This window comes from Streptomyces luteosporeus, from assembly GCF_039532865.1.
GTDB lineage: Bacteria > Actinomycetota > Actinomycetes > Streptomycetales > Streptomycetaceae > Streptomyces > Streptomyces luteosporeus.
In genome coordinates this window covers 31,804-47,016 of the sequence record NZ_BAAASL010000010.1, presented here as the reverse complement: position 1 = coordinate 47,016, position 15,213 = coordinate 31,804, and the positions used below count along the sequence as shown (strand labels likewise).

Genomic DNA, 15,213 nt, shown 5'->3' with positions numbered 1-15,213 from the left:
GTGTTCTGCCCGGCCGGTCCTCGCCGTCCGGTCGCCCACCGGCCACGCCCACCGACGTGGCCACCGCAGAAGGAGTCAGAGTGAGACCCACCCCCCATCGCCGCGCCACCGCGACCGGCGCGCTCGTCGCAGCCGCCGCCCTGCTCGCCGTGGGCGTGCAGGCCGGCAGCGCCACCGCCGGCACGGCCACGGCATCCGCCGACACGGGCCGCCAGCTCGTCGCGAAGGCCGACAACGGCGCCCTGCCCGCGAAGCTGACGCCCTCCCAGCGCGCGGAGCTCATACGCCAGGCCAACGGCACCACCGCGCAGACCGCGAAGAAGCTGGGCCTCGGCGCCAAGGAGAAGCTGGTCGTCCGCGACGTCAGCAAGGACGCCAACGGCACCCTGCACACGCGCTACGAGCGCACCTACGACGGCCTGCCCGTCCTCGGTGGCGACCTGGTGGTCGACTCCGCCCCGTCGGGCACGGTCAAGACGGTCGCCAAGGCCAGCAAGGCCCGCCTCGCCGTGGCCACCACCGCGCCCTCGTTCGCCGCCGCGGCCGCCGAGAAGGACGCCGTGAAGTCCGCGCAGGCGCAGGGCTCGAAGGACACCAAGGCCGACCGCGCCCGCAAGGTGATCTGGGCCGCGAACGGCACCCCGGTCCTTGCGTACGAGACCGTGGTCGGCGGTCTGCAGGAGGACGGCACGCCCAACGAGCTGCACGTCATCACCGACGCGAAGAGCGGCAAGAAGCTCTTCGAGTTCCAGGGCATCAAGGAAGGCATCGGCAACAGCCAGTACAGCGGCCGCGTCACCATCGGCACCTCGGGCTCCAGCGGCAACTACCAGATGACCGACACCTCGCGCGGCGGCCACAAGACGTACAACCTGAACGGCGGCTCCTCCGGCACCGGCACCCTGTTCACCGACGCCGACGACGTCTGGGGCAACGGCACCACCAGCGACAAGGCCACGGCCGGCGTGGACGCCGCCTACGGCGCCCAGCTCACCTGGGACTACTACAAGAACGTGCACGGCCGCACCGGCATCCGCGGCGACGGCCAGGGCGCGTACAGCCGGGTGCACTACGGCAACGCCTACGTCAACGCCTTCTGGTCCGACGACTGCTTCTGCATGACCTACGGCGACGGGCAGAACAACGCCAAGCCGCTGACCTCGATCGACGTGGCCGCGCACGAGATGACGCACGGCGTCACCGCCGCCACCGCCAACCTCACCTACAGCGGCGAGTCCGGCGGCCTGAACGAGGCCACCTCCGACATCATGGCCGCCGCCGTCGAGTTCTGGGCCAACAACCCCTCCGACCCGGGCGACTACCTGGTCGGCGAGAAGATCGACATCAACGGCAACGGCACCCCGCTGCGCTACATGGACAAGCCCAGCAAGGACGGCCGCTCCAAGGACGCCTGGTACTCCGGCCTCGGCGGCATCGACGTGCACTACTCCTCCGGCCCGGCCAACCACTGGTTCTACCTGGCCTCCGAGGGCAGCGGCCCCAAGGACATCAACGGCGTGCACTACGACTCGCCGACCTCCGACGGGCAGCCCGTCACCGGCATCGGCCGCGACAACGCCGCGAAGATCTGGTTCAAGGCGCTGACCCAGCGCATGCAGTCCAACACCAACTACACGGGCGCCCGTGACGCCACGCTGTGGGCCGCCGGCGAGCTGTTCGGCGTCGGCAGCGAGACGTACAACAACGTCGCCAACGCCTGGGCCGCCATCAACGTCGGCAGCCGCCTGTCGACCGGCGTCTCGGTCACCAGCCCCGGCGACCAGACCTCGATCGTCAACACCGCCGTCTCCCTGCAGATCAAGGCGAGCAGCTCCACCAGCGGCGCCCTGACCTACACGGCCACCGGCCTGCCCGCCGGCCTGTCGATCAACTCCTCGACCGGCCTGATCTCCGGCACCCCGACCACCACCGGCACCTCCAGCGTGACCGTGACGGTCAAGGACTCCGCCGGCAAGACCGGCACCGTCTCCTTCAAGTGGACGGTCAACGCCACCAGCGGCGGCAACGTCTTCGAGAACACCACCCCCGTCGCCATCCCGGACGCCGGCTCGGCCGTCACCTCGCCGATCACCGTCACCCGCAGCGGCAACGGCTCCGCCGCCCTCAAGGTGGACGTCAACATCAGCCACACCTACCGCGGTGACCTGCAGATCGACCTCGTCGCCCCGGACGGCAGGACGTGGCGCCTGAAGGACGCGGACTCCTGGGACTCGGCCGCGGACGTCAAGGAGACCTACACGGTCGACGCCTCCGCCGTCTCCGCCCCCGGCACCTGGAAGCTCCAGGTCCAGGACCTCTACGCCCAGGACGAGGGCACCATCAACAGCTGGAAGCTGACCTTCTGATCCCCTGATCTTCCGGCTCCTGTGGTCCGGGCGCCGTCCGGGGTGAGCACCGACTCCCCCGGGCGGCGCCTTCTTCATGCGACCTTCATGCGACCTCGAAGACCACCGCGGCGGCCGCGCACACCGGCACCGCGATCAGGAAGCCCCGCGCCAGGCGCAGCGGCAGCCGCAAGCCCGCGGCCCCCTTGCGGGCGGCGGCGCCGAGGGCGAGCATCGGGGCGCCCACGCAGGCCAGGGCGGCCGCGAAGCAGTCCAGCCCCAGCCAGCCGAGGAACGCCTGCGGCGTCACCGAGTAGTACGCGCCCCCGCTGCGGGTCACCGCCACGCGCTCGCCGGGGTCGTACTCCGTCGCGATGCTCGCCCGCACATCGGCGGGCCCGCCGGCGGCGGGACGGAAGGTGCCGCGGCACACCGTCCGGGTGCCGCGGCCGTAGCCGGAGGTGCCGCAGATCTGCACGGCAAGAGTGCCGCGCGTGCCGGCCAGGCCCGTCGAGCGGACCAGGCCGGGCACGGCGAACGCCCCCAGCAGCACCGCCAGCCCCACACAGAACGCCCCGGCGACGCGCACCTTCATCAGTCGTTCCCCGCTTCCCTCGTCCGGACCGCAGGTCACCCTAGAGGGCGCGGGGAACGGCTCCGTCAGCGCATGAGCACGCCCGCCGCCTCGCCCGTGGCGTGGGACGGCACCGCGACCAGGCCGAGCTCCGCGCCGCAGGCCAGGAGGCGGTGCGAGGGCAGGATGCGCACCGTGTAACCGAAGGGGCCGGTGCGGTCCAGCGTCAGCGGGCCCTCGTACAGCCGCCGGCCGTCCAGGCCGGGGGCGCCGGTGGCCTTCAGCGGGAAGGTGACCGTGTGCGCCAGCCGGTCGGCCTCGTCCACCCGGCCCGCGACGGCCTGCACCTCCACGTCGGCGGGGTCCAGCTCGCCGAGGGTGACGCTCACCCGCAGCGAGAGCGTCGCGCCCAGTTCGGCCGTGCCGCCCAGCGGGCCCTCCGAGACGGCCTCGACGTGGTCGACGGCCACCGCCGGCCACGCCGCGCGCACCCGGGCCTTCCAGGCGGCCAGCTCCCGCGAGGCGGCCTCGTCCAGCGCCCGGTGCGCCTCGGCGGCGGGGGCGTAGAGCCGCTCGACGTAGTCGCGCACCATGCGCCCGGCGAGCACCTTGGGCCCGAGGCCCGCGAGGGTGTGCCGGACCATCTCGATCCAGCGGCCGGGCAGCCCGTCGGCGCCGCGGTCGTAGAAGCGCGGCGCCACCCGCTGGGCCAGCAGGTCGTACAGCGCCGCCGCCTCCAGGTCGTCACGGCGCGCGTCGTCCACGGCGGCGCCGTCGGCGGTGGGGATGGCCCAGCCGAAGTCCGGCTCGTACCACTCGTCCCACCAGCCGTCCAGGACGGAGAGGTTCAGGCAGCCGTTGAGGGCGGCCTTCATGCCCGAGGTGCCGCACGCCTCCAGCGGCCGCAGCGGGTTGTTGAGCCACACGTCGCAGCCGGGGTAGAGCTTCTGGGCCATCGCCATGCCGTAGTCGGGCAGGAAGACGATGCGCTGGCGCACCCGGGGGTCGTCGGCGAAGCGGACGAGCTCCTGCACCAGGCGCTTGCCGCTGTCGTCCGCCGGGTGGGCCTTGCCCGCCACGACGATCTGCACCGGGCGCTCGGGGTGCAGCAGCAGCTCGGTCAGGCGTTCGCGGTCGCGCAGCATCAGGGTCAGGCGCTTGTACGACGGGACGCGCCGGGCGAAGCCGATCGTCAGCACGTCCGGGTCGAGGACCCCGTCGATCCAGCCGAGCTCGGCGCTGCCGGCCCCGCGCTCCCGCCACGCGGCGCGCAGCCGCGCCCGCACCTCCTCCACCAGCTGTTCGCGCAGGGTGCGGCGCAGCTCCCAGATGTCGGCGGCGGGGATGTCGGCGACGGTGTCCCAGCGCTGGGAGCCGCCCACGGACAGGGCGTCCTCGGCGCGCCCGGCGCCGATGCGCCGGGCGCCGAGGCGGAAGACCTCGGGCGCCACCCAGGTGGGGGCGTGCACGCCGTTGGTGACGGAGGTGATCGGCACCTCCTCGGCGTCGAAGCCCGGCCACAGGCCGGCGAACATCTCCCTGCTGACCTGCCCGTGCAGGACGGAGACGCCGTTGGCGCGCTGGGCGAGCCGCAGGCCCATGACGGCCATGTTGAACAGGGCGGCGTCGCCGCCGGGGTAGTCCTCGCGGCCCAGGGCGAGCACCCGTTCGGCGTCGATGCCCGGCAGCTCGCCGTCCTCGCCGAAGTGTCGGGCCACCAGGTCGGCCTCGAAGCGGTCGATGCCGGCCGGCACGGGGGTGTGGGTGGTGAAGACGGCGCCGGAGCGCACGCGTTCGAGCGCGGCGTCGAAGTCGGCTCCCTGCACGACCAGTTCGCGGATGCGTTCGAGGCCCAGGAAGCCGGCGTGGCCCTCGTTGGTGTGGAAGACCTCGGGCTCGGCGTGCCCGGTCAGCCGGCAGTACGCCCGCACGGCACGCACGCCGCCGATGCCCAGCAGCATCTCCTGCAGCAGGCGGTGCTCGCTGCCGCCGCCGTAGAGCCGGTCGGTGACGTCGCGCTCGCCGGGCCCGTTCTCCTCGGTGTCCGAGTCGAGCAGCAGCAGCGGCACCCGGCCGACCTGCGCCTTCCAGATGTGCGCGTGCACCGAGCGGCCGCCGGGCAGCGCGAGGGTGACCCGGGCGGGTGTGCCGTCGGCCTCGCGGAGCATGGTCAGCGGCAGCTCGTTGGGGTCGAGCAGGGGGTAGTGCTCCTGCTGCCAGCCCTCGCGGGAGAGGGACTGGCGGAAGTAGCCGTGCCGGTAGAGCAGGCCGACGCCGACCAGGGGCACGCCCAGGTCGCTGGCCGCCTTCAGGTGGTCGCCGGCCAGGATGCCCAGGCCGCCGCTGTACTGCGGCAGGGCGGCGGTGATGCCGAACTCCGGCGAGAAGTAGGCGACGGCGGCCGGCAGCCCGGGCGGCTGCTCCTGGTACCACCGGCGGCCGGTCAGGTAGTCCTGCAGGTCGTCCGCGGCGGCGGCGAGGCGGCGCAGGAAGCGGCGGTCCTCGGCCAGGGCGGCCAGCCGCTCGGCGGGCACCGACCCCAGCAGCCGCAGCGGGTCGCCACCGGTGGCCCGCCAGCCCTCGGGATCGACGGACTGGAACAGCTCACGGGTCTCGGGGTGCCAGGACCAGCGCAGGTTGCGCGCGAGGTCGCTGAGCGGTCGGAGGGGCTCGGGAAGGACGGGACGCACGCTGAATCGACGAATGGCCTTCACGGGTCGAAGGTAGCGGTGCGCGCGCCTTTGGCGGTGGACCTTTCCCCAACCTCGCCCTTCGGCCGTTTCCGAGAGGGCTCCGCAACGAGCCGACCGGGCCGCACAATCGGTGTGCACCGCAGGCGGATTGGCCGCGCCCGTAACTACGCGCGAGTAGTTCACGCCACCGCCGCATGCCGGGCCGGGGCCCGTGGAAGGCTCATCCGGTATACCGAGCAGACCGTCCGTCACCCAGCTGATCGCGTCATATTCCTTTCCTTCCCGCCGCCCGAGTGAACGCGGACAGGAGCCCTCGTGCCCGCACCGTCGCGACCGCAGAGACAGCCGGAACAGCCGATAGAAAGTACAGAACGCGCCAGAGTCGTCCACGGTCCCCCAGCGCCTCCAGGTGATCCCATGATCGGTCGCATTCCCGTCCTCGATCCCGGCCCGCTCGTCGACTGCGGCAGGCGCCCCGTGAAGGCGGTGGTGGGCGAGACCTTCGAAGTGACCGCGACGGTGTTCCGGGAGGGGCACGACGCGGTGGGCGCCAATGTGGTGCTGCGCGGCCCGGCGGGCCGGGGCGGCCCGTGGACGCCGATGCGCGAGCTGGCCCCCGGTACGGACCGCTGGGGGGCCGAGGTGACCCCGGACGCGGCCGGCCGCTGGACGTACACGGTGGAGGCCTGGGCGGACCCGCTCGGCACCTGGCGGGACCACGCGCGCATCAAGATCCCGGCCGGCATCGACACCGAGCTGGTGCTGGAGGAGGGTGCCCGGCTGCTGGAGCGGGCGGCGGCGGGCGTGCCGAAGAACGAGGGCCGGCAGGCGGTCCTGGGCGCCGTCGATGCGCTGCGGGATGCCGCCCGGCCGGCCGCGGCGCGGCTCGCGGCGGCCCTCGCCCCGCAGGTCACCGGGGTTCTCGCCCGGTATCCGCTGCGCGAACTGGTCAGTGCCTCGCGTCCGGTGCCGGTGCTGGTGGAGCGGGAGCGGGCGCTGTTCGGGTCGTGGTACGAGTTCTTCCCGCGCTCGGAGGGCGCCCAGGTGCGCCCGGACCGGCCGCCGCAGAGCGGTACGTTCCGCACGGCCGCCCGGCGGTTGCCGGAGATCGCGGCGATGGGCTTCGACGTGGTCTATCTGCCGCCGATCCACCCCATCGGAACCACCCACCGCAAGGGCCCCAACAACGCGCTGACCGCGGGCCCTTACGACGTGGGCAGCCCGTGGGCGATCGGCTCGGCGGACGGCGGGCACGACGCCGTCCACCCCGACCTCGGCACCCTGGAGGACTTCGACCGCTTCGTGCGCCGGGCCCGCGAGCTGCGCCTGGAGGTGGCGCTGGACTTCGCGCTGCAGTGCTCGCCGGACCACCCGTGGGTGGGCAAGCACCCGGAGTGGTTCCACCACCGCGCGGACGGCAGCATCGCATATGCGGAGAACCCGCCGAAGAAGTACCAGGACATCTACCCCCTGGCCTTCGACGAGGACTTCGAGGGGCTGCTCGCCGAGAGTCTTAGGGTGCTGCGCTTCTGGATGGCCCGGGGCGTGCGGATCTTCCGGGTGGACAATCCGCACACCAAGCCGGTGGTGTTCTGGGAAAAGGTGCTCGCGGACATCGGCCGCACCGATCCGGACGTGGTGTTCCTGGCGGAGGCCTTCACCCGGCCGGCGATGATGCGCACCCTCGGCGCGATCGGTTTCCAGCAGTCGTACACGTACTTCACCTGGCGCAACGGAAAGCACGAGCTGACGGAGTACCTCACGGAGCTCTCGCGGGAGACGGCCGCGACGATGCGCCCGAACTTCTTCGTCAACACCCCCGACATCCTGCACGCCTATCTGCAGGAGGGGGGCCGGGCCGCCTTCGCGGTGCGGGCCGTGCTGGCCGCGACGTTGTCGCCGTCGTGGGGGGTATACGCCGGTTATGAACTGTGCGAGAACACCCCGGTGCGGCCCGGGAGCGAGGAGTACCTGGATTCGGAGAAGTACCAACTGCGGCCGCGCGACTGGGCGTCGGCCGAGCGGGCCGGGCAGAGCCTGGCACCGCTGATCACGACGCTGAACCGGTTGCGGCGACGGCACCCGGCCCTGCGCCGGCTGCGGAACCTGCGTTTCCACCACGTGGACAACGACGCCGTCATCGCCTATTCCAAGCGCACCGGTTCCTCGTGCGTGCTCGCGGTCGTCAACCTCGACCCCCACCACACCCAGGAGGCGACGGTCTCGTTGGACATGCCGGAGCTCGGCCTGGACTGGCACGACTCCGTGCCGGTGCGCGACGAGCTCACCGGAGAGACCTACCACTGGGGCAGGGACAACTATGTGCGCCTCGATCCGGGTCGTTCCCCGGCGCCGGCGCACGTGTTCTCGCTGCGACCGTCCTCACAGATCGGAGGGTCACCCACACCATGATCGTCAATGAACCCGTCCCCGACACCTTCGAGGACACGCCCGCCAAGGACCTGGATCCGGACTGGTTCAAGCGGGCCGTGTTCTACGAGGTCCTCGTGCGTTCCTTCCAGGACAGCAACGGCGACGGCATCGGCGACCTCAAGGGCCTCACCGCCAAGCTCGACTATCTGCAGTGGCTGGGCATCGACTGCCTGTGGCTGCCGCCGTTCTTCCAGTCACCGCTGCGCGACGGCGGCTACGACGTCTCGGACTACACCTCGGTGCTGCCGGAGTTCGGCGACCTCGCCGACTTCGTGGAGTTCGTCGACGCCGCGCACCAGCGCGGCATGCGCGTCATCATCGACTTTGTCATGAACCATACGAGCGACCAGCACGAGTGGTTCCAGCAGTCGCGCACCGACCCCGACGGCCCGTACGGCGACTACTACGTCTGGGCCGACGACGACAAGCAGTACCAGGACGCGCGCATCATCTTCGTCGACACCGAGACCTCGAACTGGACGTTCGACCCGGTGCGCAAGCAGTACTACTGGCACCGCTTCTTCTCCCACCAACCGGACCTGAACTACGACAACCCGGCGGTGCAGGAGGAGATCCTCGCCGCCCTGCGGTTCTGGCTGGACCTGGGCATCGACGGCTTCCGGCTGGACGCGGTGCCGTACCTGTTCGCCGAGGAGGGCACCAACTGCGAGAACCTCCCGCAGTCGCACGCCTTCCTCAAGCGGGTGCGCGCCGAGATCGACGCCCACTACCCCGACACCGTGCTGCTGGCGGAGGCCAACCAGTGGCCGGAGGACGTCGTCGACTACTTCGGCGACTTCGAGGTCGGCGGCAACGAGTGCCACATGGCCTTCCACTTCCCCGTCATGCCGCGCATCTTCATGGCCGTGCGCCGCGAGTCGCGCTACCCGGTCTCGGAGATCCTCGCCAAGACCCCGGCCATCCCCGCGCGCTGCCAGTGGGGCATCTTCCTGCGCAACCACGACGAGCTGACGCTGGAGATGGTCACCGACGAAGAGCGCGACTACATGTGGGCGGAGTACGCCAAGGACCCCCGCATGCGCGCCAACATCGGCATCCGGCGGCGGCTGGCCCCCCTGCTGGACAACGACCGCAACCAGATCGAGCTGTTCACCGCCCTGCTGCTGTCGCTGCCGGGCTCGCCGATCCTGTACTACGGCGACGAGATCGGCATGGGCGACAACATCTGGCTCGGCGACCGCGACGCGGTGCGCACGCCCATGCAGTGGACGCCGGACCGCAACGCCGGCTTCTCCTCCTGCGACCCGGGCCGGCTGTACCTGCCGACCATCATGGACCCGGTCTACGGCTACCAGGTCACCAACGTGGAGGCGGCGATGAGCTCGCCCGCCTCGCTGCTGCAGTGGACCCGCCGGATGATCGAGATCCGCAAGCAGAACCCCGCGTTCGGCCTCGGTTCGTACACCGAACTGCAGTCCAGCAACCCCGCGGTGCTGGCCTTCCTCCGCGAACACGGCGACGACCTCGTCCTGTGCGTGAACAACTTCTCGCGCTTCGCACAGCCGACCGAGCTGGACCTGCGCGCGTTCAACGGCCGGCACCCGGTCGAACTCATCGGCGGGGTGCGCTTCCCCGCCATCGGCGAACTGCCGTACCTGCTCACCCTGGCCGGTCACGGCTTCTACTGGTTCCGGCTCCGGCACACCACGCCCCCCGCCGCCGCCACGTGACCGCCGCCTCGTGCGCGACGGGCCGGGGCGGTCCGGCGCGCACGGCGGTTTCCGCCCGCCACCCGTGGGCACTCGTACTATTCGTACCGCCGCTCACCGCACCACGTCGCACCGCACCGCCAGAGGGCCGTGGGCGCTGACCGTACGGACGATCCTCGCCCGACACGTCCTCGACCGCACACCGGCAAAACCCGCAATCCGGGACACTTTGCCCCATCCGTCGTGTGCCCCGGGGAAAGGACGCGACGCATGTCGGACGCATCACCCCTGCACCGCCCGGCGCCCGCGCGACCCGCGGGCAGCGGCGCCGGCGAGGCGCGCTCACTGATCGCCTCGCTCGCCCCGCTGCTCGAGGAGTGGCTGCCGCGGCAGCGCTGGTTCGCCGGCAAGGGCCGCCCCCTGACCGGCTTCGCCCCCGTCGCCGTCACCGAGCTGCTGCCGCCCGGCCGCGCCGAGAGCCCCGCCTCGCCGGGCCTGCTCCACCTGCTCGTCCGGGCCCGCCAGGGCGCCCCGGGCCGGCCCGCCGGCCCCGGCGACGACTGCTACCAGCTGCTGCTGGGCGCCGCGGAGGCGCTGCCCCCGCACCTGGCCCCGGCCCGCATCGGCCGCCCCGAGCACGGCCCGCTGCGCGGACTGACCGTCTACGAGGGCCTGGCCGACCCCCGGCTGGCCACCCTCCTCCTCGAACGGCTGCGCGTGCCCGGCCGGCTCGGCCCGCTGACCTTCTCCCGCGAGGCGGACGCCGCCGTCCCCACCGGCCTCGCACCCCGGCTGATCGGCGCCGAGCAGTCCAACTCCTCCACCGTCTACGGGGAGCGCCTCATCCTCAAGCTCTTCCGCCGCGTCGGCCCCGGCGTCAACCCCGACCTCGAACTGCCCCGCGCCCTGGCCCGGGCGGGCTGCGCCCGCGTCCCGGCACCGGTGGCCTGGTTCGAGGCGGCTGCCGGCGAAGCGGCTGCCGACGGCACCGCAGAACCCATGACGCTCGGGGTCCTGCAGCCCTACCTGGCCGGCTCCACCGACGGCTGGCGCCTGGCGCTGGACTCCCTCGCCCGCGCTGCCGGCACCGGCTTCGCCGCCGAGGCCCGCGCGCTCGGCGCGGCCGTCGGCGAGGTGCACCTGGCCCTGGCCGAGGCGCTGCCCACGGTCGTGCTGCGCCGCCCCCAGCTGGAGCACCTGGCCGCCGCCATGGGCCAGCGCCTGGACGCCGCCGCGGAGGCCGTCCCCGCCCTGCGCCCGTACCACGCGGCGCTGCGCGAGACGTACGCGCTGCTGCCGGACCTCGGCCGGGCCGGGCGCACCTGGCGCGCCCAGCGCATCCACGGCGACCTGCACCTGGGCCAGGTGCTGCGCACGGCCGCCGACGGCCGCTGGTCCCTGATCGACTTCGAGGGCGAGCCCGCCCGGCCGCTGGCCGAGCGGCGCCGTCCGCAGCCCGTGGCCCGGGACGTCGCGGGCATGCTGCGCTCCTTCGACTACGCGGCCGCCGTCGGCGGCACGGACGGTGGCGCGGACGGCAGCGACTGGGCGACGAGTGCGCGCACGGCCTTCTGCGAGGGCTACGCCGCCGTCCACCACGACCCCGGCGAGGACGCCGGGCTGCTGCGCGCGCACGAGATCGACAAGGCCGTCTACGAGGTGCTGTACGAGGCCCGGCACCGCCCCGACTGGCTGCCCGTGCCGCTGGCCGCCGTCCGCCGCCTCGCCGCCGGACCCCGCGTCACGGGCGCGGCACCGGCATGAGGCGCGATCGTTTCGAACCGCACGAGCTCCACGGAACACCGGAGGGACCGCCCGTGACCGCACGACCGCCGTCCAGCACCCCGCCGCCCGGCCGGCGCGACGGGGTTCCCGCGACCTTCCTGCCCGGCCCGCAACGCCGGGCGGCCCAGCCCCGGCGCGGGCCGTCCGGCGGGGCCACCGTGCGCCGCCCCGAGCCGCTGGACGACGGCACGCGCGAGAAGCTGCTGCAGGGCGCCCACCACGACCCGCACGGCGTGCTGGGCGCCCACCCGGTGCCCGGCGGCGTGCTCTTCCGCGCCCTGCGGCCCTTCGCGCGCTCGGTCTCGGTGGTCACCAGGGGACTGCGGGCCGAGCTGTTCGACGAGGGGAACGGCCTGTTCGCCGCCGTGCTGCCGCTGATCGCCGTCCCGCAGGACTACCGGCTGCACGTCACCTACGACGACAACGAGCTCGAGATGCACGACCCCTACCGCTTCCTGCCCGCCGTCGGCGAGCTGGACCTGCACCTCATCGCGGAGGGGCGGCACGAGCAGCTGTGGCGGGCGCTGGGCGCCGAGCCGATGCGGCACCAGGGCGTGCCCGGCACCCGCTTCACCGTCTGGGCGCCCAACGCCCGCGGCGTGCGCGTGGCCGGCGACTTCAACTACTGGGACGGCACCGGCCACCCGATGCGCTCGCTCGGCGGAACGGGCGTGTGGGAGCTGTTCCTGCCGGGCGTCGGCGAGGGAGCCCTGTACAAGTTCGACATCACCCGCCCCGACGGCACGCACACCCTGCGCGCCGACCCGCTGGCCCGCCGTACCGAGGCACCGCCGGCCACCGCCTCGATCGTGCACGCCTCGCACCACGTGTGGGGCGACGCCGCCTGGATGGAACGGCGCGGCCGGCGGCCCGTGCACCAGGCGCCCTTCTCCGTGTACGAGGTGCACCTGCCCTCCTGGCGGCCGGGACTGACCTACCGGCAGCTGGCCGAGCAGCTCCCCGCGTACGTCAAGGACCTCGGCTTCACCCACGTGGAGCTGATGCCGGTCGCCGAACACCCCTACGGCGGCTCGTGGGGCTACCAGGTCACCGGCTTCTACGCGCCCACCGCCCGGCTCGGCACGCCCGACGACTTCAAACACCTCGTGGACGCCCTGCACCGGGCCGGCATCGGGGTGCTCATGGACTGGGTGCCGGCGCACTTCCCGCGCGACGACTGGGCGCTGGCCGAGTTCGACGGCCGCCCGCTGTACGAGCACCAGGACCCGCTGCGGGCCGCGCACCCCGACTGGGGCACGCTCGAGTTCGACTACGGACGCAAGGAGGTGCGCAACTTCCTCGTCGCCAACGCGGTCTACTGGTGCGAGGAGTTCCACATCGACGGCCTGCGCGTGGACGCCGTCGCCTCCATGCTCTACCTCGACTACTCGCGCGAGGCCGGCCAGTGGACGCCCAACGAGCACGGCGGCCGCGAGAACCTCGACGCCGTGGCCTTCCTGCAGGAGATGAACGCCACCCTCTACCGCCGCTGCCCCGGCATCGTCACCGTCGCCGAGGAGTCCACCGCCTGGGACGGCGTCACCCGCGCCACCCACCACACCGGCCCCGGCGGCTTCGGCGGCCTCGGCTTCGGCCTGAAGTGGAACATGGGCTGGATGCACGACTCGCTGGAGTACATGACCAAGGAGCCGGTGCACCGCAAGTACCACCACGGCGACATGACCTTCGCCATGGTCTACGCCTACAGCGAGAACTACGTGCTGCCCATCTCCCACGACGAGGTCGTGCACGGCAAGCGCTCCCTCGTCTCGAAGATGCCCGGCGACTGGTGGCAGCAGCGCGCCAACCACCGCGCCTTCCTCGGCTTCATGTGGGCCCACCCGGGCAAACAGCTGCTCTTCATGGGCCAGGAGTTCGCCCAGGGCGCCGAATGGTCCGAGGCCCACGGCCCCGACTGGTGGCTCCTCGACCCCTCCTACACCGCCGAAGCCGACCACCGCGGCGTACGCGACCTCGTCCGCGACCTCAACACGGGCTACTGCGCGATGCCGGCCCTGTGGGAACAGGACACCGTGCCCGACGGCTTCCAATGGGTGGCCGGCGACGCCGCCGAGGACAACGTCCTCGCCTTCCTGCGCCTGGCGGCGGACGGCACCCCGCTGCTGGCGGTGTGCAACTTCTCGCCGGTCGTGCGGCACGCGTACCGGGTGGGGGTGCCGGTGGAGTACGGGGTGTGGGAGGAGTGCCTCAACACGGACGACCTCCGGTACGGGGGCAGCGGCGTGACGAACCCCGACCCGGTCAAAGCGGACCGCGTCCCGTCGCACGGGCGCCCGGCCAGCCTGCCCTTGACGCTGCCGCCCCTGGCGACGGTGTGGCTGCGCCCGCTGTAGCCGCCTGCGGCGAGCTGGGGCGAACTCCCTCCGCGGGAGCGGCCGCGGTGGGAGAATCGGGCCGTGCGCGAACGACTCGCCTCCCTCGGCATCACGCTCCCCGCGGTGAGCCCGCCCAAGGGCGTCTACGTGCCCGCCGTCCGCAGCGGCCGGCACGTGCAGGTCTCCGGCCAGGTGCCCATGCGGGACGGCGAACTGATCGCCACGGGACGCGTGGGTGCCGAGGTCACCCCGCGGCAGGCCCGCGAGCTCAGCCGGCAGTGCGCTCTGGCCGCGCTTGCCGCGGTGGACGCGGTGGCCGGCCCGGTCGCCTCCGTGCGTGTCGTCAAGGTCGTCGGCTACGTGTCCTCCGCCGACGGCTTCCTCGACCAGGCCGAGGTCGTCGCCGGGGCCGGCGAGCTGTTCCTGACGGTCTTCGGCGACGCCGGCCGGCACGCGTGCAGCGTCGTGGGGGTCGGGCGGCTGCCGCTGGGCGCTCCGGTGGAGATCGAGGTGCTGTTCGAAGTGGTCAGCGCGGAAGCGGCACCGCGGTTCCGGTGACGGTCACCCCGCTGGAGCGCTGCTCCGGGATGCCGACCTCGATCGTGCTCGGGCGGCCCATGTCGTACCCCTGGTGCACCGTGACGCGCGCCGGTAGCGGCACGAGCCCGAGCTCCCGGAGGTAGCCGCCCAGGGCGGCAGCGGCCGCGCCCGTGGCGGGGTCCTCGACCACTCCCCCCGGGGGGAAGGGGTTGCGCGCGTGGAAGACGACCGGCGTCTGGCGCCAGATCAGGTCGACCGTTGCCCAGTCGTGGCGGGCCATCAGACCGGCGAGGGCACGCATGTCGTAGTCGAGTGCGGCGAGCCGATCGCGGGTGGCGGCGGCGATCACGGGGTGCCACGCACCGGCGTAGGCCGCACGCGGCGGCAGGGTGGGATCGAGGTCGGTGACGGGCCAGCGCAGGGCGTCCAGCAGGTCGGCCAGTGCCTCCTCGGAAAGGGGCGCCGTCTTGGTCGGCACGCTCACCAGGGTGGCGACCACACTGCCTGCCGGGGTGAGGGCGGTCGAGACGCACACCGGCCCGGCGTTCGTCCGCAGGCGCATCTCACCCACGCCGTGCCGCTCGGCGTAGGCGACCGCCGTGGCGATGGTGGCGTGCCCGCAGAACGGCACTTCGGTGCGAGGGCTGAAGTAGCGGATGCGCAGCGTTCCGTCGTCCAGCGGCACCACGAAGGCCGTTTCGGAGAATCCGACCTGCGCCGCGGTCGCCGCCATCGCCGACTCGTCGAGCCCCGTGGCGTCCAGGACGACTCCGGCCGGATTTCCACCGGCCGGGTCGGCGCTGAATGCGACATAGCGCAGGAGATCCATTTTTTCTT

Annotated in this window: 9 protein-coding genes; 6 read left to right on the top strand and 3 right to left on the bottom strand. The window is 72.8% G+C overall.

Features of this window, described 5'->3' with window-relative positions; all coding sequences use genetic code 11:
• The first annotated feature begins 80 nt into the window (after nucleotides 1–80).
• Nucleotides 81–2,366, top strand: a complete 2,286-nt coding sequence (locus tag ABD361_RS15045; RefSeq protein ID WP_344435731.1) for a M4 family metallopeptidase — start codon at nucleotides 81–83, stop codon at nucleotides 2,364–2,366.
• A gap of 85 nt (nucleotides 2,367–2,451) precedes the next feature.
• On the opposite strand, the gene ABD361_RS15040 is transcribed toward ABD361_RS15045, so the two are convergent.
• On the bottom strand, nucleotides 2,452–2,940 hold the full coding sequence (locus ABD361_RS15040; RefSeq protein ID WP_344435730.1) for a hypothetical protein: 489 nt from the start codon (nucleotides 2,938–2,940) through the stop codon (nucleotides 2,452–2,454).
• A gap of 65 nt (nucleotides 2,941–3,005) precedes the next feature.
• On the bottom strand, nucleotides 3,006–5,633 hold the full coding sequence (locus ABD361_RS15035; RefSeq protein WP_344435729.1) for a glycosyltransferase family 1 protein: 2,628 nt from the start codon (nucleotides 5,631–5,633) through the stop codon (nucleotides 3,006–3,008).
• Nucleotides 5,634–6,029: 396 nt separating this feature from the next.
• Here ABD361_RS15035 and ABD361_RS15030 point away from each other — a divergent pair, with 396 nt between their 5' ends.
• The 5 genes from ABD361_RS15030 to ABD361_RS15010 all read left to right on the top strand — a co-directional run bounded on the left by ABD361_RS15030 (nucleotide 6,030) and on the right by ABD361_RS15010 (nucleotide 14,394).
• On the top strand, nucleotides 6,030–8,024 hold the full coding sequence (locus ABD361_RS15030) for an alpha-1,4-glucan--maltose-1-phosphate maltosyltransferase (RefSeq protein WP_344435728.1): 1,995 nt from the start codon (nucleotides 6,030–6,032) through the stop codon (nucleotides 8,022–8,024).
• Nucleotides 8,021–9,736 carry a maltose alpha-D-glucosyltransferase gene (gene treS / locus ABD361_RS15025; protein ID WP_344435727.1) on the top strand — a complete coding sequence of 572 codons (1,716 nt, stop codon included), beginning with the start codon at nucleotides 8,021–8,023 and terminating at the stop codon, nucleotides 9,734–9,736. Before ABD361_RS15030 ends, treS begins: the two co-directional genes overlap by 4 nt.
• A gap of 249 nt (nucleotides 9,737–9,985) precedes the next feature.
• Nucleotides 9,986–11,479: a maltokinase N-terminal cap-like domain-containing protein gene (locus ABD361_RS15020; RefSeq protein ID WP_344435725.1), complete on the top strand. Its 1,494-nt coding sequence runs from the start codon at nucleotides 9,986–9,988 to the stop codon at nucleotides 11,477–11,479.
• A gap of 53 nt (nucleotides 11,480–11,532) precedes the next feature.
• Nucleotides 11,533–13,854 (top strand): 1,4-alpha-glucan branching enzyme, encoded by a 2,322-nt coding sequence (gene glgB / locus ABD361_RS15015; RefSeq protein ID WP_344435724.1) that lies wholly within the window; start codon nucleotides 11,533–11,535, stop codon nucleotides 13,852–13,854.
• A 63-nt stretch (nucleotides 13,855–13,917) separates the two neighbouring features.
• The gene (locus ABD361_RS15010) at nucleotides 13,918–14,394 is read left to right on the top strand and encodes a RidA family protein (protein WP_344435722.1); all 477 of its coding nucleotides are present in this window, start codon (nucleotides 13,918–13,920) and stop codon (nucleotides 14,392–14,394) included.
• Here the strand turns inward: ABD361_RS15010 and ABD361_RS15005 are convergent.
• On the bottom strand, nucleotides 14,363–15,205 hold the full coding sequence (locus tag ABD361_RS15005; protein ID WP_344435720.1) for a PhzF family phenazine biosynthesis protein: 843 nt from the start codon (nucleotides 15,203–15,205) through the stop codon (nucleotides 14,363–14,365). The two genes, ABD361_RS15010 and ABD361_RS15005, sit on opposite strands and share 32 nt — an antisense overlap.
• Between the last annotated feature and the right edge of the window lie 8 nt (nucleotides 15,206–15,213).